This window comes from Escherichia coli (assembly GCF_036503815.1).
Classification (GTDB): domain Bacteria; phylum Pseudomonadota; class Gammaproteobacteria; order Enterobacterales; family Enterobacteriaceae; genus Escherichia; species Escherichia coli_F.
Window position 1 is genome coordinate 3,320,448 of the sequence record NZ_AP027764.1, and the last position, 21,433, is coordinate 3,341,880.

Below are 21,433 nucleotides of genomic sequence, written 5' to 3' on the forward strand. Positions count from 1 at the left end.
ATGCAACTTGAAGTATGACGAGTATATTTACAGCATGTTCCAGCCGATCAGCATATTCCACCACCACACGCCGAGGGTGATATGTACCAGGAAGGTTAATATCGTTAGTACCGCACCGACCAACCACCAGGATTTAATATCGTTATAGCCTACGCCGAAGATGACCGGACCTGCCGCACCGCCATAGTGAGTAACCATGCCGCCATAGGAGTTGGAGAAAAGCAGCGCCAGCGCAGTTAACATTAACGGTGCGCCGGAGACGTTCGCCAGCATGGCAAATACCGGTAACATGGCAACGATATAGGCACTACCGGAAGCAAAGAAATAACGCACGATGATGCTAAGGAAAATAATAACGAAGAAAGCTACGTTACCATGGCCGTCAAATGCCAGGTTATTTTTAAAGACTTCAGCTAACCATTCGAAGAATTTAACTTTCGATAATAAGGAGCTTAAGCCGATAATACCGCCGTACCAGATTAAGGTATTCCAGCCGCCTTTATTTTTCACCACGTCTTCCCAGGTAACGATCCCCAGCAGCAGCATGGTCGCCATAACAACGATTGCCACAGTGGATTCATCTACCCCGAGCGTTTTACTGAAAATCCAGCCCAACAGCGCCAGCACAAAGACACCGAGCAGCATTTTTTCGCGGATTTTCATCGGCCCCAGTTCAGCAAGGCCCGCTTTAGCGATGGTTTTGTTATCCACTTTCTTAATTTCTGGCGGATACATGGTGTAAATCACCAGCGGAGTGACCAGTAGCATAATGATGCCAGGCAATCCAGCAGCCAGCGCCCATCCACCCCAACTAATTTGCAGGTGCAGAATATCATTGATCATTTTCAGCGCCAGAATGTTCCCCGCCATTGCGGTAAAGAACATATAGCTGGTGGTTTTAGTGACCATGTAAATGGACATCATCAGGTAATGTCCAACACGACGTGGGCTTTTTTCAGGTTCTGACCCCAAAGCCACCGCCACGCTGTTGATGATCGGTAACACAATGCCGCCCGCACGCGCGGTGTTAGACGGTGTTGCCGGAGCCAGTACCAGATCGAGGAATACCGTAACGTAACCCAGCCCCAGGGTAGTGCTACCAATTTTGCCAATCAATAAATAGGCAATACGTTTACCTAACCCTGTGGTCACAAATGCGGCGCTTAAGGTAAACGCCGAGAACACCAGCCAGGTGGTACCTGAAGAGTAACCGCTTAATACGGCGGTGGTCTTAAACGCACCGTCGGATAAGTTACCGACCACCACCATGGAGGCAGCAACGGCAATTAACAGTACGACAGGTTCCGGGAAAGGCTTGATAACCAGCCCCACAATGGCCGCCAGGTAAATACCAAAAAGCACCCACGCCAGTTCGCTTAATCCTGCCGGAGCTGGCATAAAGCCAATAATACATGGGATCGCTAATATCAGAATTAGCTTCCATAACGATTTCTTATTCATTTAAAATCCTGTTCTTTCTGTATGACTCATACAGAAGTCCTTTGTTAATTGCCCTTATCACGACAACGACCTTTTCAGGGAAGATAAACTTCACCGGAAAATATTTTTCTGGTCGTCCGAATAACAGATGCGCGTAAGGTTGTGGCATCCTGACCTTCATTGCTTAAATGAACGTCGAGCGCACCACTGGGATGTTCAATATTGATATTGCCATATCCTACAGAAGGGACGATTTGTCGGGTGACGGTGCCTTCCAATGCACAGCTACTGGAAATGGCAATAGCACCGGTTATCGCCAGCGCGCGATGGCAAGAATGCGGCATAAAATAACGCACATTAATTGCCCCGCCTTTCTGTGCTGGAGAAATAAGCACAGGCTTAGGGATAACCATATTACTGACATCACCTAAGCCCATTGCTTTACCCGCTTGTAGGCGGATAGATTCAATGCGGGCTAATAATGTTTTGTCGGCATCCAGTTCCGCCGGTAATTCATAGCCTGTTTTACCCAAATAATCAGCCGGAATAATGACGACTGGCATCGCCATATCGATACAAGTCACTGGAACATCGTCAAAATAATCGATCTGATTATCAGTCGGAAAAACTTTTCCGGTTTTTGTTCCGGCGGCATTCAGGAAAGTGAGCGCAACTGGTGCGGCAGTACCCGGTACACCGTCAATTCTGGCGCTACCCTCGTACTCGACAACACCATTTGGCGTTTGCACATCAGCTTCGATGAATGTACCCGTATTGACGTTGCGGATACGTACGCGGGTAACTGGCGAAGTCGCTGCAATCAAACCATTTTCAATAGCAAATGCCCCAACGCCAGACAGCATATTGCCGCAGTTAGGCGTGGTATCGACACGTTGCTCATGGACGATAACTTGAGCAAACAGATAATCGACATCAGCACGCGGATCGCTGGAACGGCTAATTATGGCGACTTTACTGGTCAGTGGATTACCGCCGCCAATACCGTCAATTTCCAGATCGTTACCGGAACCCATAATTGCCATCAATATTTTATCGCGCTGCGTTTGATCTTCGGGTAGATGTTCCGCTAACAGGAACGCGCCCCTCGAGGTTCCACCTCGCATCATCACGCAGGGTATTTTTTTCATAATAATGCCCTCAATTTAAAAACATAACTTATTGCGATATGGTTACATTAAGGGCAAAGCATCTCTAATGACTTTAGCTCAACGATTAATAACATTTTTTCATTAATTTAAGTTGGCTAAATGCAGTTAAAATTTTTAACGGCCTGTCATCCAAAATCGTCGCATCCATTTTTCGGAGTAATAATGAAGCATGAATTATCAAGTATGAAGGCATTTGTCATACTGGCAGAGTCCAGTTCATTTAACAATGCTGCTAAATTACTCAATATTACGCAACCTGCATTAACGCGAAGAATAAAAAAGATGGAAGAGGATTTACATATTCAACTATTTGAGCGTACAACTCGCAAGGTTACGTTAACAAAAGCAGGAAAAAGGTTGCTCCCGGAGGCACGGGAATTAATAAAGAAATTCGATGAAACGCTTTTTAATATTCGTGATATGAATGCTTATCATCGTGGTATGGTGACGTTAGCGTGTATTCCGACCGCAGTATTTTATTTTTTACCACTGGCAATCGGTAAATTTAATGAGCTGTATCCCAATATTAAAGTGCGGATTCTGGAACAAGGCACGAATAATTGCATGGAATCGGTGCTGTGTAACGAATCAGACTTTGGCATAAACATGAACAACGTCACAAATTCATCCATTGATTTTACCCCACTGGTCAACGAGCCGTTTGTGCTGGCCTGTCGGCGTGACCACCCATTAGCCAAAAAGCAGCTTGTAGAATGGCAGGAGTTAGTAGGTTACAAAATGATTGGCGTACGCTCCTCCAGCGGCAACCGACTGCTGATAGAACAGCAACTGGCCGACAAGCCCTGGAAGCTGGATTGGTTTTACGAAGTGCGTCATCTTTCGACGTCGTTAGGACTGGTAGAGGCGGGACTGGGGATTTCAGCGCTTCCTGGTCTTGCAATGCCCCATGCGCCCTATTCTTCCATTATTGGTATCCCGCTGGTGGAACCCGTTATACGTCGGACATTGGGGATTATTCGCCGCAAAGATGCCGTACTTTCTCCGGCAGCAGAACGCTTTTTTGCCTTGCTGATTAATTTGTGGACTGACGATAAAGACAACTTGTGGACCAATATCGTCGAACGCCAAAGACATGCGTTACAGGAGATAGGTTAATACACCGGCGCAGGAGATACTGCGCCGGGTGAATCAGCGGTTAGTGTGCGTTCACCACTACCCACATTGGCCCCTGCCCGACCGCATAACGGCCTTTTTCATGCAGTAGCCCCTGCTCGCCAACAATTTCGTATACCGAGATGTGGTGAGATTTTTGCCCGGCGGCAATCAGATACTTGCCGCTGTGATCAACATTAAAGCCGCGCGGCTGGGTTTCAGTTGGCTGGAAGCCCTCTTTACTCAACACGCTGCCATCTTCCGAAACGCTGAAGACAGTAATCAGGCTGGCAGTACGGTCACAGGCATATAAGTGACGCCCATCCGGGGTGATATGAATATCAGCCGCCCAACGGGTGTCGGAGAAGTTTTCCGGCATCATATCCAGCGTCTGGACACATTCGATATTGCCGTGCGGATCTTTCAGTTCCCAGACATCCACTGAGCTGTTTAACTCATTGACGCAATACGCATATTGTTCGTTTGGATGGAATACCATATGACGCGGGCCGGCCCCTTCAACGGTAGTCACTTCCGCAGGGTCCTGCGCCACCAGATGACCATCATCGCTGACCGTAAACAGGCAAATGCGATCCTGCTTTAATGCCGGAACCCACAGCGTACGGTTATCCGGTGAGATATTGGCAGAATGGCAACCGTCCAGCCCCTCGACCACATCGACGACGCCCACTGGCAGGCCATCTTCCAGACGCGTTACGCTCACGTTACCCGCATTGTAAGAACCTACAAAGACAAACTGCCCCTGGTGATCGGTGGAAATATGCGTCGGACTACCCGGCAGCGCAGACTCTGCGGCAAAGGTCAGTGCGCCATCGTCCGGGGCGATACGATATGCCAGAACACGAAACTCAGGACGAACACCAACATAGAGATAACGTTTGTCCGGGCTGACCACCATCGGCTGCACCTGCCCCGGCACATCGACAACCTGTGTCAGCGTCAGTGCGCCTTCATGATTCAGGTTCCAGACGTGAATTTGCTGGCTCTCAGGGCTGGCGATATAAACTGTTTGCTTCATGAATGCTCCTTTGCATTTAGCAACTGACTGTAACAGCTAAAATTAGTCGCTTTTGGCGGTGAATGCTGAATTAAAACGCAGAATTTTGTCCGATAGTGGTATCGGTGTACCATTCGCGCAGACGAAAATTCTTAACCTTAATCTGGAATACGCCATGACCACACGCGTGATTGCACTCGACTTAGACGGCACCTTATTGACCCCGAAAAAAACCTTGCTTCCTTCATCGATAGAAGCCCTGGCCCGCGCTCGCGAAGCAGGCTATCAATTAATCATCGTCACGGGCCGCCATCACGTCGCTATTCATCCTTTTTATCAGGCGCTGGCGCTGGATACACCTGCTATTTGCTGTAATGGCACCTATTTGTATGATTATCATGCAAAAACAGTACTTGAAGCCGATCCAATGCCCGTTAATAAAGCCCTGCAACTCATTGAGATGCTGAATGAACACCACATTCACGGTCTGATGTATGTGGATGATGCAATGGTCTATGAGCACCCGACCGGGCATGTCATTCGCACGTCTAACTGGGCGCAAACCCTGCCGCCGGAACAGCGTCCGACCTTTACCCAGGTTGCTTCACTGGCCGAGACAGCGCAGGAAGTTAACGCAGTATGGAAGTTCGCCCTGACACACGATGACCTGCCGCAATTGCAGCATTTTGGTAAGCATGTTGAACATGAATTGGGACTGGAGTGTGAATGGTCCTGGCACGATCAGGTTGATATTGCCCGCGGTGGTAACAGCAAAGGTAAACGCCTGACGAAATGGGTTGAGGCGCAAGGCTGGTCGATGGAAAACGTCGTCGCATTCGGCGATAATTTTAATGATATCAGTATGCTGGAAGCCGCTGGTACAGGCGTGGCGATGGGCAACGCTGATGACGCAGTAAAAGCGCGTGCCAACATTGTGATTGGTGATAACACCACCGACAGCATTGCCCGGTTCATTTATAACCACCTGATTTAATCAGGCGGTTATCGAGACACTTTTAATTTGCGCGTATAGCCATAGGCCAGGTTTGATCGCCAGTTCATCCCTGGCCCACGGGCTTATTCGCGCCCACAGCGTTTTACCGCCGACTTCCAATTCCACTTCCACCTGACCGTTGTCGTCATAGCTATTGACGACTTTGGCGCGCAGCACATTGCGGATGCTGGTTTGTTGCGGCGGTTGTAAAACCAGAGAAACATCGGAAGCCTGGATGCGGATGCGTAGCGCGGCTTGCAGCGGTTCATCCAGCTTATTAACCCACAAATGCTGATCGCCCAGCGCCAGCGCGGTCATCGCGTAATGCGGATGATGTTCCAGTACCGTTACTTTCAGAATGCTGCTTTGTTGCTCTTTCGGCAACCATGGATTCATTACGCTACTGCCCCAGACTTCTTCCAGCGCACCGAACGCTTTCACCTGGCCGTTTTCCAGTACCATCACTCGGTCTGCCAGATGGAGGATCTCATCCAGCGAATGGCTGACATAGAGCATTGGAATGTTGATTTCCCGCGTCAACCGTTGCAGATAAGGCAATAGCTCGCGTTTTCGCGGAAGATCCAGCGAGGCCAGTGGTTCATCCAGCAACAGCAATTCCGGTGCTGTCAGCAAAGCCCGCCCAATCGCCACACGCTGTTTTTCGCCTCCGGACAGGCTGCCTGGTAAACGGTCAAGCAACGGTTCAATGCCTAAAAGCGCCACCAGCTTATCGAACTGATCGGCCATGCTTTTCGCCATGCCGTAGCGCAGATTTCCACGTACTTTGTAATGCGGAAACAGCCGCGCATCCTGAAACACATAACCAACGCGACGCTTTTCTGGCGAAAGGCAGATCCCTTTTTCGGCGTCATTTAGTACCCGACCATTGAGGACAATCCGCCCTTTTTGCGGACGTGTCAGCCCACTGATGGCATTAATCAGCGAGGTTTTTCCGGCACCAGAGACGCCAAAGATAGCGGTGATACCATTGGCGGGCAGCGTTTCATTAATGGCCAGGCAATGATTGCCCAACGTCTGGGAAAAATTCAGTTCCAGCATGATTAGCGCCCCGCCCGTTCACGGCTGATTCTGGCCAGCCATTCAGAAATCAACAGGGAGATCATCGCCAGCGCAATAGAGATAATGCACAGTCTCGCCGCGCCACTTTCCCCGCCGGGAGTCTGGATCAGGGTATACATGGCAGAAGGAATGGTTCGCGTTTCACCAGGAATGTTAGAAACAAAGGTGATCGTTGCCCCAAACTCACCAAGCGAACGAGCGAATGCCAGTACCGTACCGACGATAATTCCCGGTAAGGTCAGCGGTAACGTGATAGTAAAGAACACGCGCCAGCGCCCTGCCCCCAATGTTCTTGCGGCCTGTTCCAGTTTGACATCAACCCCTTCCAGCGCCAGACGAATTGCCCGCACCATCAACGGAAACGACATCACGGCGGCAGCGAGAACCGCGCCACGCCAGCTAAAGGCGAAGGTAATGCCAAACCAGTCATACAGACGTTCACCGATAAATCCGCGCCGTCCCATCGAAACTAATAACAAGTAACCGACGACCACGGGCGGTAACACCAGCGGTAGATGCAGTACGCTGTCGAGCAGAGCTTTGCCCGGAAATGTGCAACGCACCAGTAACCAGGCAAAAAAGATCCCAAACGGCAGGCTAAACAGCACAGCCAGGGAAGAAACTTTCAGGCTTAATAAAACCGCCTGCCATTCTGGATCGGTCAGTATCATTACTTGGTTGTAAATCCGTAGCGTTTAAAAATTTCCGCAGCCTGCGGTCCCTTCAGATAATCATAAAATGCTTTTACTGTCGCATTGTTATGTCCTTCCACAACAGCAACCGGATATTCCACTTTTTTATGTGAATCTTCCGGGAAGGTGGCAACCACTTTTACCCCTTTGCTGGCAACAGCGTCAGAACCGTAAACAATGCCCAGCGGTGCTTCATTGCGTTCGACCAGCGCCAGCGCGCCACGAACATCTTCCGCCGGAGCCAGTTTCGGGGAGAGCGTATCCCATGCGCCCAGTTTTTGCAGTGCTTCTTTGGCATAAATGCCAGCGGGAACATGTTCCGGATCACCAACCGCCAGGCGACCGCCATTCAGCAGCGAAGTCCAGTTGGTTTTGCTGTCAATGGTGAAATCTTTCTGCTCGCTGGCTTTCGGTGCTACAACAACCAGGCTATTACCGAGTAGAGTCTGACGCAAGGCCGTATCGATCGCTTTTTTATCAACCGCATAATCCATCCATTTCTGATCGGCAGAAATAAACAGATCCGCAGGCGCACCCGCTTCAATCTGACGGGCCAGGGTAGAAGACGAGGCGAAAGAAGAGACGACATCTACGCCTTTCTCTTTTTTATACTGCGTAGCGATGTCCTGCATTGCGTTAGTCAGTGATGCGGCGGCGAACACCGTGATTTTTCCTTCATCTGCCAGTACATTGCCAGCAACAGCGAAAGAGAATGCCGCTCCGGCAAACAAGTTCAACCATTTACGAGCCATTGGTAACCCCTTAATGTGACGTTATGTAGGCGACAATATAACGGCAAGTTCAGAATTTTCCCAGCAGTTATTGCTAACCTTTGTGAGGTTGATGAAAAAAATATCGGCAGGAAAAGCAGGAAGTTGAGAAAAAGAAAATGCCCGACTAAGCGGGCATTCAGAGAATCAATGATTTTGTCCGGGCTGGTCTTTTTTACCAACACCAGAAAAGATGTTGAATACTTCACCAAGACCGTAAATCAGACCCAGGATGATGGCCATCACGACAGGTACCATGATTACGGCGAATACCAGACTTTTTAATAACTCTAACATGGTCAACTCCAGATATAGTCATGAGACTATTCTAACCGCTAAGCACAGAAAAGCACTCCCCTTTTGTGCGGTCAGCTTTGCGTGGCGTTCGTTTTCCGTCACAATAAGACTTTTGCCAGGACATTGTTATGCAGGCCGAAATCCTTCTCACCCTTAAGCTCCAACAAAAATTATTCGCCGACCCGCGCCGCATTTCGTTACTAAAACACATTGCGCTTTCCGGTTCCATTAGCCAGGGAGCGAAAGATGCCGGTATCAGCTATAAAAGCGCCTGGGATGCCATTAACGAGATGAATCAGTTAAGTGAGCATATTCTGGTTGAGCGCGCAACAGGCGGTAAAGGTGGCGGCGGCGCAGTACTGACCCGCTATGGTCAGCGACTGATTCAGCTCTATGATTTACTGGCGCAAATCCAGCAAAAAGCCTTTGATGTGTTAAGTGACGATGACGCCTTGCCGCTGAACAGCCTGCTGGCCGCGATCTCACGTTTTTCACTGCAGACCAGTGCCCGTAACCAGTGGTTTGGCACCATCACCGCCCGCGATCATGATGACATTCAACAACATGTTGATGTCTTACTGGCCGATGGCAAAACACGCCTTAAAGTCGCGATTACCGCACAAAGTGGCGCACGTCTGGGACTGGATGAAGGCAAAGAAGTGTTGATTCTGCTGAAAGCGCCGTGGGTGAACATTACTCAGGATGACACTGTCGCCCAGGGTGCCGACAACCAATTGCCGGGCATTATTCGTCATATAGAGCGCGGTGCAGAACAGTGCGAAGTATTAATGGCTTTACCTGACGGGCAAACACTATGCGCCACGGTGCCGGTAAATGAAGCGACTACTCTTCAGCAAGGGCAGAATGTCACGGCCTACTTTAATGCCGACAGCGTGATTATCGCTACGCTTTGCTAAGCGTGTTGACAATTTGTTATGAAACACGTATCCCTGTCAGTAATCGCTGCAAAAAATGGGATATAAAATGTCATCGTTGCAAATTTTGCAAGGCACGTTTCGTCTTAGCGACACAAAAACGCTGCAATTGTCTCAGCTAACGTTAAACGCGGGTGATAGTTGGGCGTTTGTCGGTTCGAATGGAAGCGGGAAGTCGGCGCTGGCCCGCGCGCTGGCGGGGGAACTTCCGCTTTTGAAAGGTGAACGACAAAGTCAGTTTTCCCACATCACTCGTCTCTCCTTCGAGCAATTGCAAAAGCTCGTCAGCGACGAATGGCAACGGAATAACACCGATATGCTCGGCCCTGGCGAAGATGACACCGGACGCACTACGGCTGAAATCATTCAGGATGAAATTAAGGATGCACAGCGTTGTGCGCAGTTGGCGCAGCAGTTCGGCATTACCGCCCTTCTCGACCGACGCTTTAAATACCTTTCCACTGGCGAGACGCGAAAAACCCTGCTGTGTCAGGCGCTGATGTCGGAGCCAGACTTGTTGATTCTTGATGAGCCGTTCGATGGCCTTGATGTTGCCTCACGTCAGCAGCTGGCTGAGCGACTCGCCTCGTTACATCAGTCCGGTATTACTCTGGTACTGGTGCTCAATCGCTTCGATGAGATCCCGGAATTTGTCCAGTTTGCTGGCGTGCTGGCGGATTGCACGTTAGCGGAAACTGGCGCTAAAGAAGAACTGCTCCAACAAGCACTCGTTGCGCAACTGGCGCATAGCGAACTGCTTGAAGGTGTGCAAATGCCGGAGCCAGATGAACCTTCAGCACGTCACGCCTTACCCGCCAACGAACCGCGCATTGTGCTGAACAATGGCGTGGTTTCTTATAACGATCGCCCCATTCTTAATAACCTTAGCTGGCAGGTTAATCCTGGCGAGCACTGGCAAATTGTCGGGCCAAATGGCGCGGGAAAATCGACGCTATTAAGCCTGATTACTGGCGATCATCCGCAAGGTTACAGCAACGATTTGACGCTTTTCGGACGACGTCGCGGCAGCGGCGAAACCATCTGGGATATCAAAAAACATATCGGTTACGTTAGCAGTAGTTTGCATCTGGATTACCGGGTCAGCACTACTGTGCGTAATGTGATTCTTTCTGGCTATTTTGATTCGATTGGCATTTATCAGGCCGTTTCGGATCGCCAGCAAAAACTGGTGCAGCAGTGGCTGGATATTCTCGGCATTGATAAACGCACGGCTGACGCTCCCTTCCATAGTCTTTCCTGGGGACAGCAGCGTCTGGCGCTGATCGTTCGCGCACTGGTGAAACATCCGACGTTGCTTATTCTCGATGAACCACTACAGGGGCTTGATCCGCTCAATCGCCAGCTTATCCGCCGTTTTGTTGATGTGCTGATTAGCGAAGGTGAAACGCAATTATTGTTTGTTTCGCACCACGCTGAAGATGCGCCTGCCTGTATTACCCATCGTCTTGAGTTCGTGCCGGACGGTGACTTTTATCGCTATGCGCTGACAAAAATAAACTGAGTCGGTAATGCTGACTGTACCGGAGGCGGCCTTAGCGCCCTCTCCGGCCTAAAGTTCGACGCATCCAGGCATGAAACCGCGACTTTTTTCAGATAAAAAGCGCAATCATTCATAAACCCTCTGTTTTATAATCACTTAATCGTGCATAAAGAACGGCTAAATTCTTGTGTAAACGATTCCACTAATTTATTCCATGTCACACTTTTCGCATCTTTGTTATGCTATGGTTATTTCATACCATAAGCCTAATGGAGCGAATTATGAGAGTTCTGGTTACCGGTGGTAGCGGTTACATTGGAAGTCATACCTGTGTGCAATTACTGCAAAACGGTCATGATGTCATCATTCTTGATAACCTCTGTAACAGTAAGCGCAGCGTACTGCCTGTTATCGAGCGTTTAGGCGGCAAACATCCAACGTTTGTTGAAGGCGATATCCGTAACGAAGCGTTGATGACCGAGATCCTGCACGATCACGCTATCGACACCGTGATCCACTTCGCCGGGCTGAAAGCCGTTGGCGAATCGGTACAAAAACCGCTGGAATATTACGACAACAATGTCAACGGCACCCTGCGCCTGATTAGCGCCATGCGCGCCGCTAACGTCAAAAACTTTATCTTTAGCTCCTCCGCCACCGTTTATGGCGATCAGCCCAAAATTCCATATGTTGAAAGCTTCCCGACCGGCACACCGCAAAGCCCTTACGGCAAAAGCAAGCTGATGGTGGAACAGATCCTCACCGATCTGCAAAAAGCCCAGCCGGACTGGAGCATTGCCCTGCTGCGCTACTTCAACCCAGTTGGCGCGCATCCGTCGGGCGATATGGGCGAAGATCCGCAAGGCATTCCGAATAACCTGATGCCATACATCGCCCAGGTTGCTGTAGGCCGTCGCGACTCGCTGGCGATTTTTGGTAACGATTATCCGACCGAAGACGGTACTGGCGTGCGCGATTACATCCACGTAATGGATCTGGCGGACGGTCACGTCGTGGCGATGGAAAAACTGGCGAACAAGCCAGGCGTACACATCTACAACCTCGGCGCTGGCGTGGGCAGCAGCGTGCTGGACGTGGTGAATGCCTTCAGCAAAGCCTGCGGCAAACCGGTTAATTATCATTTTGCACCGCGTCGCGAGGGCGACCTTCCGGCCTACTGGGCGGACGCCAGCAAAGCCGACCGTGAACTGAACTGGCGCGTAACGCGCACACTCGATGAAATGGCGCAGGACACCTGGCACTGGCAGTCACGCCATCCACAGGGATATCCCGATTAAGGAACGACCATGACGCAATTTAATCCCGTTGATCATCCACATCGCCGCTACAACCCGCTCACCGGGCAATGGATTCTGGTTTCACCGCACCGCGCTAAGCGCCCCTGGCAGGGGGCGCAGGAAACGCCAGCCAAACAGGTGTTACCTGCGCACGATCCAGATTGCTTCCTCTGCGCAGGTAATGTGCGGGTGACAGGCGATAAAAACCCCGATTACACCGGGACTTACGTTTTCACTAATGACTTTGCGGCCTTGATGTCTGACACGCCAGATGCGCCAGAAAGCAACGATCCGCTGATGCGTTGTCAGAGCGCGCGCGGTACCAGCCGGGTGATCTGCTTTTCACCGGATCACAGTAAAACGCTGCCAGAACTGAGCGTTGCGGCATTGACGGAAATCGTCAAAACCTGGCAGGAGCAAACCGCAGAACTGGGGAAAACATACCCGTGGGTGCAGGTCTTTGAAAACAAAGGCGCGACGATGGGCTGCTCTAACCCGCATCCGCACGGACAGATCTGGGCAAATAGCTTCCTGCCTAACGAAGCTGAGCGCGAAGACCGCCTGCAAAAAGAATATTTCGCCGGGCAGAAATCACCAATGCTGGTGGATTATGTTCAGCGCGAGCTGGCAGACGGTAGCCGTACCGTTGTCGAAACCGAACACTGGTTAGCCGTTGTACCTTACTGGGCTGCCTGGCCGTTCGAAACGCTACTGCTGCCCAAAGCCCACGTTTTGCGGATCACCGATTTGACCGACGCCCAGCGCAGCGATTTGGCGCTGGCGTTGAAAAAGCTGACCAGTCGTTATGACAACCTCTTCCAGTGCTCCTTCCCCTATTCTATGGGCTGGCACGGCGCGCCATTTAATGGCGAAGAGAATCAACACTGGCAGCTGCACGCGCACTTTTATCCACCTCTGTTGCGCTCCGCCACCGTACGTAAATTTATGGTTGGTTATGAAATGCTGGCAGAGACCCAGCGAGACCTGACCGCAGAACAGGCAGCAGAGCGTTTGCGCGCAGTCAGCGATATCCATTTTCGCGAATCCGGAGTGTAAGAAATGAGTCTGAAAGAAAAAACACAATCTCTGTTTGCCAATGCATTTGGCTACCCTGCCACTCATACCATTCAGGCGCCTGGCCGCGTGAATCTTATTGGTGAACACACCGACTACAACGACGGTTTCGTTCTGCCCTGCGCGATTGATTATCAAACCGTGATCAGTTGTGCGCCACGCAATGACCGTAAAGTTCGCGTGATGGCAGCCGATTATGAAAATCAGCTTGACGAGTTTTCCCTTGATGCGCCTATTGTCGCACATGAAAACTATCAATGGGCTAACTACGTCCGTGGCGTAGTGAAACATCTGCAACTGCGTAACAACAACTTTGGCGGTGTGGACATGGTGATCAGCGGCAATGTGCCGCAGGGTGCAGGGTTAAGTTCTTCCGCTTCACTGGAAGTCGCGGTCGGAACCGTATTGCAGCAACTTTATCATCTGCCGCTGGACGGCGCACAAATCGCACTTAACGGCCAGGAAGCAGAAAACCAGTTTGTTGGCTGTAACTGTGGGATCATGGATCAGCTGATTTCCGCGCTCGGCAAAAAAGATCATGCCTTGCTGATCGATTGCCGCTCACTGGGCACCAAAGCGGTTTCCATGCCCAAAGGTGTGGCTATCGTCATCATCAACAGTAACTTCAAACGTACCCTGGTTGGCAGCGAATACAACACCCGTCGTGAACAGTGCGAAACCGGTGCGCGTTTCTTCCAGCAGCCGGCCCTGCGCGATGTCACCATTGAAGAGTTCAACGCTGTTGCGCATGAACTGGACCCGATCGTGGCGAAACGCGTGCGTCATATCCTGACTGAAAACGCCCGTACCGTTGAAGCAGCCAGCGCACTGGAGCAAGGCGACCTGAAACGTATGGGCGAGTTGATGGCGGAGTCTCATGCTTCTATGCGCGATGATTTCGAAATCACCGTGCCGCAAATTGACACTCTGGTAGAAATCGTCAAAGCTGTGATTGGCGACAAAGGTGGCGTACGCATGACCGGCGGCGGATTTGGCGGCTGTATCGTCGCACTGATCCCGGAAGAGCTGGTGCCTGCCGTACAGCAGGCTGTCGCTGAACAATATGAAGCAAAAACAGGTATTAAAGAGACTTTTTACGTTTGTAAACCATCACAAGGAGCAGGACAGTGCTGAACGAAACTCCCGCACTGGCACCCGATGGTCAGCCGTACCGACTGTTAACTTTGCGTAACAACGCAGGGATGGTAGTCACGCTGATGGACTGGGGTGCGACTTTACTTTCCGCCCGTATTCCGCTTTCCGATGGCAGCGTCCGCGAGGCGCTGCTCGGCTGCGCCAGCCCGGAATGCTATCAGGATCAGGCCGCGTTTCTGGGGGCCTCTATTGGTCGTTATGCCAACCGCATCGCCAATAGCCGTTATACCTTTGACGATGAAACCGTGACGCTTTCGCCAAGTCAGGGCGTTAACCAGCTGCACGGCGGCCCGGAAGGGTTCGACAAACGTCGCTGGCAGATTGTGAATCAGAACGATCGTCAGGTGCTGTTTGCCTTGAGTTCAGAAGATGGCGATCAGGGCTTTCCGGGGAATCTCGGCGCGACAGTGCAGTATCGTCTGACCGACGATAACCGTATCTCCATTACTTATCGCGCCACAGTTGATAAACCTTGCCCGGTGAATATGACTAATCACGTCTATTTCAACCTCGACGGCGAGCAGTCTGACGTGCGCAATCACAAGTTGCAGATTCTGGCGGACGAATATCTACCGGTTGATGAAGGCGGCATTCCGCACGACGGTCTGAAATCTGTCGCCGGAACATCTTTTGATTTCCGCAGCGCCAAAATCATCGCCAGTGAGTTTCTTGCCGACGACGATCAGCGCAAAGTGAAAGGTTACGATCATGCGTTCTTGTTACAGGCTAAAGGTGATGGCAAGAAAGTGGCGGCGCATGTCTGGTCAGCAGATGAAAAATTGCAACTGAAGGTCTACACCACCGCTCCGGCTCTGCAATTTTACTCCGGCAACTTCCTTGGTGGCACGCCGTCACGGGGAACTGAACCTTACGCCGACTGGCAGGGCCTGGCGCTGGAAAGCGAGTTCCTGCCGGACAGCCCAAACCACCCTGAATGGCCGCAACCGGACTGCTTCCTGCGTCCTGGCGAAGAGTATTCCAGCCTGACAGAATATCAGTTTATAGCTGAATAACTTTAAGCCCTCGCGATGAGGGCTTTCTCCTTATATTGCTCAAATCACCAGCAAACACCGACATATTTGCAACTCAATATTCACAACAACCTTACACTGCGACACTATTTTCGCTATGGTTATGCGTAAGCATTGCTGTTGCTTCGTCACGGCAATATAATGAGAATTATTATCATTAAAAGATGATTTGAGGAGTAAGTATATGGCTGTAACTAAGCTGGTTCTGGTTCGTCATGGCGAAAGTCAGTGGAACAAAGAAAACCGTTTCACCGGTTGGTACGACGTGGATCTGTCTGAGAAAGGCGTAAGCGAAGCAAAAGCAGCTGGTAAGCTGCTGAAAGAGGAAGGTTACAGCTTTGACTTTGCTTACACCTCTGTGCTGAAACGCGCTATCCATACCCTGTGGAATGTGCTGGACGAACTGGATCAGGCATGGCTGCCCGTTGAGAAATCCTGGAAACTGAACGAACGTCACTACGGTGCGTTGCAGGGTCTGAATAAAGCGGAAACCGCTGAAAAGTATGGCGACGAGCAGGTGAAACAGTGGCGTCGTGGTTTTGCAGTGACTCCGCCGGAACTGACTAAAGATGATGAGCGTTATCCGGGTCACGATCCACGTTACGCAAAGCTGAGCGAGAAAGAACTGCCACTGACGGAAAGCCTGGCGCTGACCATTGACCGCGTGATCCCTTACTGGAATGAAACCATTCTGCCGCGTATGAAGAGCGGTGAGCGCGTAATCATCGCCGCACACGGTAACTCGTTACGTGCGCTGGTGAAATATCTCGATAACATGAGCGAAGAAGAGATTCTTGAGCTGAATATCCCGACCGGCGTGCCACTGGTGTATGAGTTCGACGAGAATTTCAAACCGCTGAAACGCTATTATCTGGGTAATGCTGACGAGATCGCGGCGAAAGCAGCGGCCGTTGCTAACCAGGGTAAAGCGAAGTAAACGTCATTCGCTTAAAAATGAGAAAGCCGACTGCAAGTGAGTCGGCTTTTTTGTTGCTAACAATGGAGCACATTGCCTGATGCGACGCTGCGCGTCTTATCAGGCCTACGGTGATTCATCGGATAACCACTGTGACGGCGCATCCGACAATTAAACTTTACCCGCGACGCGCTTTTACTGCATTCGCCAGTTGACGTAACAGAGCATCGGTATCCTCCCAGCCAATGCAGGCATCGGTGATGCTCTTGCCATAGGCCAGCGGTTCCCCGCTCTCCAGGCTCTGATTGCCTTCCACCAGATGGCTTTCCACCATCACACCAATAATGGCTTTCTCGCCACCGGCAATCTGCTGGCAAACGTCAGCACAAACATCCATCTGCTTTTTGAACTGTTTGGACGAGTTGGCATGGCTGAAATCGATCATCACCTGCGCTGGCAGGCCTGCTTTGTTCAGCCCTTCTTTCACTTCTGCGACATGTTTCTCACTGTAATTAGGCTCTTTACCGCCGCGCAGAATGATATGGCAATCGCCGTTACCGCTGGTATTCACAATCGCCGAATGCCCCCATTTCGTTACGGACAGGAAGCAGTGCGGCGCACCGGCGGCATTAATAGCATCGATAGCCACTTTAATCGTACCGTCGGTGCCATTTTTGAAGCCGACCGGACAAGAAAGCCCTGATGCCAGTTCGCGGTGCACCTGCGATTCCGTGGTACGTGCGCCAATTGCGCCCCAGCTCATCAGGTCAGCGAGATATTGTGGGGTGATCATATCCAGGAATTCACCCGCCGCTGGCAGACCGCTGTCGTTAATATCGAGCAGCAATTTGCGGGCAATACGCAGACCGTCGTTGATCTGGAAGCTGTTATCCATATGCGGATCGTTAATCAGCCCTTTCCAGCCCACCGTGGTACGCGGCTTTTCAAAATAGACGCGCATCACGATTTCCAGCTCATCTTGCAGCTCTTCACGCAGCGCCAGCAAGCGAGTGGCATACTCTTTAGCCGCGACGGGATCATGAATAGAACACGGACCAATCACCACCAACAGGCGATCATCATTACCTTTCAGGATCTTATGGATCGCTTTTCGGGCATGGGCAACCGTATTCGCGGCATTTTCAGTAGCAGGGAATTTTTCCAGCAATGCGACAGGAGGAAGTAACTCTTTGATTTCTTTGATGCGTAAATCGTCGTTCTGATAATTCATGTCTGTTCCAGTGTTGCCATACTTATCTTAGTGAATGCAATACTTCCAATCTATATCTTCCGTCAGAATGTGTAAACGGGGTTTTACACTATGAACGGATTAATCCTGGAATTAGCAAGAAAAACGCCAGATTGTCGCGAAAAACGAGATCTCTCCTACAATTTCTAACTGTAACTCCTTTGTTTGTTAATTATTTCAAGATTCTCTGCTGCGTTTTATAACCTGGCTGAAATCTTAAACCATTGCCTTATATTCACCTGCAAATGCACTGTTGGAAGAGGTTATCCGACATAACGACCATAACAGGAGCATCCTATGAAAATGACAAAACTGGCCACACTATTTCTGACTGCCACTCTAAGCCTTGCCAGCGGAGCCGCACTGGCTGCCGATAGCGGAGCGCAAAGCAATAACGGCCAGGCAAACGCCGCAGCTGATGCGGGCCAGGTAGCCCCTGATGCCCGTGAAAATGTCGCGCCAAATAACGTCGACAATAACGGGGTAAATACCGGTTCTGGCGGCACAATGCTGCATCCGGATGGTTCTTCAATGAACAATGACGGCATGACCAAAGATGAAGAGCACAAGAACACCATGTGCAAAGATGGTCGCTGCCCGGATATCAATAAAAAAGTCCAAACCGGTGATGGCATCAACAATGATGTCGATACCAAAACCGACGGTACCACGCAGTAACCCTGCGAAATAGCCAATAATGGGAGAGCGGAGTCTCTCCCTTTTAATTTTTCCCTTCTAAAAGCAGTATGATGTCATAAAGTTAAGTGAGAATAATTAAGGGATGACTCGTCATGGCGCACTCACACTCACACACGTCCTCACACCTGCCAGAAGATAATAATGCTCGTCGCTTGTTGTATGCTTTCGGCGTGACTGCCGGGTTTATGCTGGTAGAAGTCATTGGTGGTTTTCTTTCTGGTTCTCTGGCTTTGCTGGCCGATGCGGGTCATATGTTGACCGATACTGCTGCCCTGCTTTTTGCCCTACTCGCCGTGCAATTTTCACGTCGTCCTCCCACCATTCGCCACACTTTCGGTTGGCTAAGATTGACCACGCTCGCGGCGTTTGTGAATGCCATCGCCCTGGTGGTGATTACTATTTTGATTGTCTGGGAGGCGATAGAACGCTTCCGCACTCCGCGTCCGGTCGAGGGCGGCATGATGATGGCAATTGCCGTGGCTGGGCTGCTGGCAAATATACTTTCTTTCTGGTTACTTCATCACGGCAGCGAAGAGAAAAACCTCAACGTGCGAGCAGCGGCACTGCATGTGCTCGGGGACCTGCTGGGTTCGGTTGGGGCTATTATTGCCGCGTTGATTATTATCTGGACCGGCTGGACACCTGCTGACCCCATTCTCTCAATACTGGTGTCGCTTCTGGTTCTGCGTAGCGCGTGGCGACTGTTGAAAGATAGCGTGAATGAATTACTTGAAGGTGCACCGGTATCGCTGGATATCGCCGAACTGAAGCGTCGTATGTGCCGGGAAATCCCGGAAGTCCGCAATGTGCACCATGTACATGTATGGATGGTAGGCGAGAAGCCGGTGATGACGCTGCATGTGCAGGTGATCCCGCCACACGATCACGATGCCTTGTTAGATCAGATCCAACACTACCTGATGGATCACTATCAGATTGAGCACGCCACTATTCAGATGGAATATCAACCTTGTCATGGGCCAGACTGCCACCTGAATGAAGGGGTGTCTGGCCATTCACATCATCATCATTAATGGGACAGCGCGCGTGAACCTCTTTCGCGTGCGCTGTTGATCCACATCCGGCTGCCGTTGAGGGCAATAAAGGTCAGGATGATGTACTCCAGAGACATGGCGTAAACGCCCTGAAGTGCAAAAATAACGACGCTAATCACGTTAATAATCACCCACAATAGCCAGTTTTCCACATACTTACGCGTCATCAGAATCATTGCCACGATAGATAACACCATCATGCATGAATCCCAGAACGGGAAAGCGTCCGGCTGTAGTTCAGGCATCGCAACCTGTAATCCTAATGCTTGCATGATCATGACTGCCACACGGGTCAAAAATGCAAACACCGGATTGATAAATACCGTCATCAGACCAATCGAAACAACGCAAACCGCCAACCAGCTGAGCGCCTTCGGCAATGGCAACCAGCGAATTTTCAACTCTGCCTCGTTCTGACTGGTTTGTCGCGACCACGCATACCAACCGTAAATATTCGCGGCAAAGAAAAACACCTGTAATAGCAGGCTGGCATACAGCTGAATCTGAAAGAAAATAATGCCAAACAAGGTGACGTTGATCAGGCCAAAGAAGTAGTTGCTGATCTTCTCCAGACTGGCAAGGCCAATACACAGCAACCCGGCGATCGTGCCTACCGCTTCGATCCATGAGAGATCATAACCGCCTGCTCCTATTGGTATATGTACCAGGATATTCTGCACACTAAAAAAATCCATCTTTCCCCCAAAGCGTAACGTGACGCCTTATTATTAGTTATCCACGTAGTGTAGCCGCAAAATCCAGCATACGATTGAGCGGCACCAGCGCCTTCTCTCGCAGCTTTTCCTCAACATGAACCTCGTGATTGCTTCCTTCCTGTTCTAATGCCTCTGCGATGGCCTGAAGGCCATTCATGGCCATCCACGGACAATGCGCGCAGCTGCGGCAGGTTGCGCCCTCACCCGCGGTTGGTGCTTCCAGTAACTCTTTATCTGGCACCGCCTGCTGCATTTTGTAGAAAATACCCCGATCGGTTGCCACGATAAGTCGCTGATGTGGCAATGTTTTCGCAGCAGCGATCAGTTGACTGGTGGAACCGACCGCATCCGCCATATCTACAATAGCTTGCGGTGATTCTGGATGCACCAGTATGGCAGCATCCGGGTATTCTTCTTGCAAGCGGGTTAACGCCTGAGTCTTAAACTCATCATGCACAATGCAGGCACCCTGCCAGCATAAAATGTCTGCTCCCGTCTGTTTTTGCACGTAACGCCCCAGATGTTTGTCGGGTGCCCAGATGATTTTTTCACCCAAACTATCCAGATGATCAATAAGTTCGACGGCAATGCTTGAAGTTACCACCCAATCTGCGCGCGCTTTTACCGCAGCAGAAGTGTTGGCGTAGACGACGACAGTACGATCGGGATGGGCATCGCAAAATGCGTTAAATTCTTCAACAGGGCAGCCGAGATCCAGTGAACATTCAGCCTGAAGTGTCGGCATCAGAATTGTTTTTTCCGGACTGAGAATTTTGGCGGTTTCTCCCATAAATCTCACCCCAGCGACTAACAACGTAGAAGCGGGATGCTTTGCACCGAAGCGCGCCATTTCCAGAGAATCAGAAATACAGCCACCGGTTTCTTCTGCCAGTTGTTGAATTTCGGGATCGGTATAGTAGTGGGCAACCATCACCGCATTACGTTCTTTTAGCAGACGTTTTATCTTCTCGCGGTAATACGCTTTTTCATCAATGCTTAACAGCGTCGGCTTCGGGGGGAAAGGATAAATCGCCGCTTCAGGATCAAACATCACGCTCATCTTACCATCTCGTTTTACAGGCTTAACATTAAAACCGACTTAAGCGTGACATTCGCTATTATCGGCATGATTTGTTTTATATGCTAAACAAGATAGTCGAATGGTGGGGAAAAGTCACTCGAAATACATATGAGATGACGAATGCCACACTTTGCGTCTTATTCCTCCGAC

Annotated in this window: 21 protein-coding genes; 11 read left to right on the forward strand and 10 right to left on the reverse strand. The window is 50.5% G+C overall.

The window, feature by feature from the left end; translation table 11 throughout:
• Positions 1-27: 27 nt before the first annotated feature.
• Complete coding sequence (gene ybhI, locus AABJ99_RS15920) at positions 28-1,461, reverse strand: anion permease (protein WP_001036488.1); 1,434 nt, start codon at positions 1,459-1,461, stop codon at positions 28-30.
• A 74-nt stretch (positions 1,462-1,535) separates the two neighbouring features.
• The gene (gene ybhH / locus AABJ99_RS15925) at positions 1,536-2,588 is read right to left on the reverse strand and encodes a 4-oxalomesaconate tautomerase (RefSeq protein WP_039021615.1); all 1,053 of its coding nucleotides are present in this window, start codon (positions 2,586-2,588) and stop codon (positions 1,536-1,538) included.
• 183 nt (positions 2,589-2,771) lie between these two features.
• Here ybhH and ybhD point away from each other — a divergent pair, with 183 nt between their 5' ends.
• Positions 2,772-3,725: a LysR family transcriptional regulator gene (gene ybhD / locus AABJ99_RS15930; protein ID WP_000679972.1), complete on the forward strand. Its 954-nt coding sequence runs from the start codon at positions 2,772-2,774 to the stop codon at positions 3,723-3,725.
• A 40-nt stretch (positions 3,726-3,765) separates the two neighbouring features.
• Here ybhD and pgl read toward each other — a convergent pair whose 3' ends face one another.
• Complete coding sequence (gene pgl, locus AABJ99_RS15935; RefSeq protein ID WP_000815435.1) at positions 3,766-4,761, reverse strand: 6-phosphogluconolactonase; 996 nt, start codon at positions 4,759-4,761, stop codon at positions 3,766-3,768.
• 154 nt (positions 4,762-4,915) lie between these two features.
• Between pgl and ybhA the strand changes: the two genes are divergently transcribed.
• Positions 4,916-5,734, forward strand: a complete 819-nt coding sequence (gene ybhA / locus AABJ99_RS15940; protein ID WP_001360505.1) for a bifunctional pyridoxal phosphate/fructose-1,6-bisphosphate phosphatase — start codon at positions 4,916-4,918, stop codon at positions 5,732-5,734.
• Here ybhA and modC read toward each other — a convergent pair whose 3' ends face one another.
• From modC to acrZ, 4 genes are all read right to left on the reverse strand, one after another.
• Positions 5,735-6,793: a molybdenum ABC transporter ATP-binding protein ModC gene (gene modC / locus AABJ99_RS15945; RefSeq protein ID WP_032302724.1), complete on the reverse strand. Its 1,059-nt coding sequence runs from the start codon at positions 6,791-6,793 to the stop codon at positions 5,735-5,737. It abuts the gene before it with no gap.
• A gap of 2 nt (positions 6,794-6,795) precedes the next feature.
• A complete protein-coding gene (modB, locus tag AABJ99_RS15950; RefSeq protein WP_000604034.1) occupies positions 6,796-7,485 on the reverse strand; it encodes a molybdate ABC transporter permease subunit in 690 nt (229 codons plus the stop codon).
• Positions 7,485-8,258 carry a molybdate ABC transporter substrate-binding protein gene (gene modA, locus AABJ99_RS15955; RefSeq protein WP_039021616.1) on the reverse strand — a complete coding sequence of 258 codons (774 nt, stop codon included), beginning with the start codon at positions 8,256-8,258 and terminating at the stop codon, positions 7,485-7,487. Before modA ends, modB begins: the two co-directional genes overlap by 1 nt.
• Positions 8,259-8,423: 165 nt before the next feature.
• The gene (gene acrZ, locus AABJ99_RS15960; protein ID WP_000891515.1) at positions 8,424-8,573 is read right to left on the reverse strand and encodes a multidrug efflux pump accessory protein AcrZ; all 150 of its coding nucleotides are present in this window, start codon (positions 8,571-8,573) and stop codon (positions 8,424-8,426) included.
• 128 nt (positions 8,574-8,701) lie between these two features.
• Here acrZ and modE point away from each other — a divergent pair, with 128 nt between their 5' ends.
• From modE to gpmA, 7 genes are all read left to right on the forward strand, one after another.
• Positions 8,702-9,490 carry a molybdenum-dependent transcriptional regulator gene (modE, locus tag AABJ99_RS15965; protein WP_039021617.1) on the forward strand — a complete coding sequence of 263 codons (789 nt, stop codon included), beginning with the start codon at positions 8,702-8,704 and terminating at the stop codon, positions 9,488-9,490.
• Between the two features lie 67 nt (positions 9,491-9,557).
• On the forward strand, positions 9,558-11,030 hold the full coding sequence (gene modF / locus AABJ99_RS15970; protein WP_039021618.1) for a molybdate ABC transporter ATP-binding protein ModF: 1,473 nt from the start codon (positions 9,558-9,560) through the stop codon (positions 11,028-11,030).
• Between the two features lie 260 nt (positions 11,031-11,290).
• Positions 11,291-12,307 (forward strand): UDP-glucose 4-epimerase GalE, encoded by a 1,017-nt coding sequence (gene galE, locus AABJ99_RS15975; RefSeq protein WP_001265443.1) that lies wholly within the window; start codon positions 11,291-11,293, stop codon positions 12,305-12,307.
• A gap of 9 nt (positions 12,308-12,316) precedes the next feature.
• The gene (gene galT / locus AABJ99_RS15980; RefSeq protein ID WP_039021619.1) at positions 12,317-13,363 is read left to right on the forward strand and encodes a galactose-1-phosphate uridylyltransferase; all 1,047 of its coding nucleotides are present in this window, start codon (positions 12,317-12,319) and stop codon (positions 13,361-13,363) included.
• Positions 13,364-13,366: 3 nt separating this feature from the next.
• Entirely contained in the window at positions 13,367-14,515 is a 1,149-nt protein-coding gene (gene galK, locus AABJ99_RS15985) for a galactokinase (RefSeq protein ID WP_039021620.1), read from the forward strand.
• Positions 14,509-15,549 (forward strand): galactose-1-epimerase, encoded by a 1,041-nt coding sequence (gene galM, locus AABJ99_RS15990; protein WP_000931381.1) that lies wholly within the window; start codon positions 14,509-14,511, stop codon positions 15,547-15,549. The genes galK and galM overlap by 7 nt, the downstream gene beginning before the upstream one ends.
• Positions 15,550-15,751: 202 nt before the next feature.
• Entirely contained in the window at positions 15,752-16,504 is a 753-nt protein-coding gene (gene gpmA, locus AABJ99_RS15995; protein WP_001295305.1) for a 2,3-diphosphoglycerate-dependent phosphoglycerate mutase, read from the forward strand.
• Positions 16,505-16,661: 157 nt separating this feature from the next.
• Here the strand turns inward: gpmA and aroG are convergent, their stop codons facing one another.
• Positions 16,662-17,714 (reverse strand): 3-deoxy-7-phosphoheptulonate synthase AroG, encoded by a 1,053-nt coding sequence (gene aroG, locus AABJ99_RS16000; protein WP_039021240.1) that lies wholly within the window; start codon positions 17,712-17,714, stop codon positions 16,662-16,664.
• A 315-nt stretch (positions 17,715-18,029) separates the two neighbouring features.
• Here aroG and ybgS point away from each other — a divergent pair, with 315 nt between their 5' ends.
• Together ybgS and zitB are read left to right on the forward strand one after the other, a co-directional pair.
• Positions 18,030-18,410, forward strand: coding sequence for a YbgS-like family protein (gene ybgS, locus AABJ99_RS16005; protein WP_000784342.1), 381 nt, complete (start codon positions 18,030-18,032; stop codon positions 18,408-18,410).
• A 113-nt stretch (positions 18,411-18,523) separates the two neighbouring features.
• Positions 18,524-19,465, forward strand: a complete 942-nt coding sequence (zitB, locus tag AABJ99_RS16010; RefSeq protein WP_000951276.1) for a CDF family zinc transporter ZitB — start codon at positions 18,524-18,526, stop codon at positions 19,463-19,465.
• Here zitB and pnuC read toward each other — a convergent pair.
• Together pnuC and nadA are read right to left on the reverse strand one after the other, a co-directional pair.
• Positions 19,462-20,181 carry a nicotinamide riboside transporter PnuC gene (gene pnuC / locus AABJ99_RS16015; RefSeq protein WP_000345406.1) on the reverse strand — a complete coding sequence of 240 codons (720 nt, stop codon included), beginning with the start codon at positions 20,179-20,181 and terminating at the stop codon, positions 19,462-19,464. The genes zitB and pnuC overlap by 4 nt on opposite strands.
• A gap of 37 nt (positions 20,182-20,218) precedes the next feature.
• Positions 20,219-21,262, reverse strand: a complete 1,044-nt coding sequence (nadA, locus tag AABJ99_RS16020; RefSeq protein WP_000115319.1) for a quinolinate synthase NadA — start codon at positions 21,260-21,262, stop codon at positions 20,219-20,221.
• Positions 21,263-21,433 lie beyond the last annotated feature (171 nt).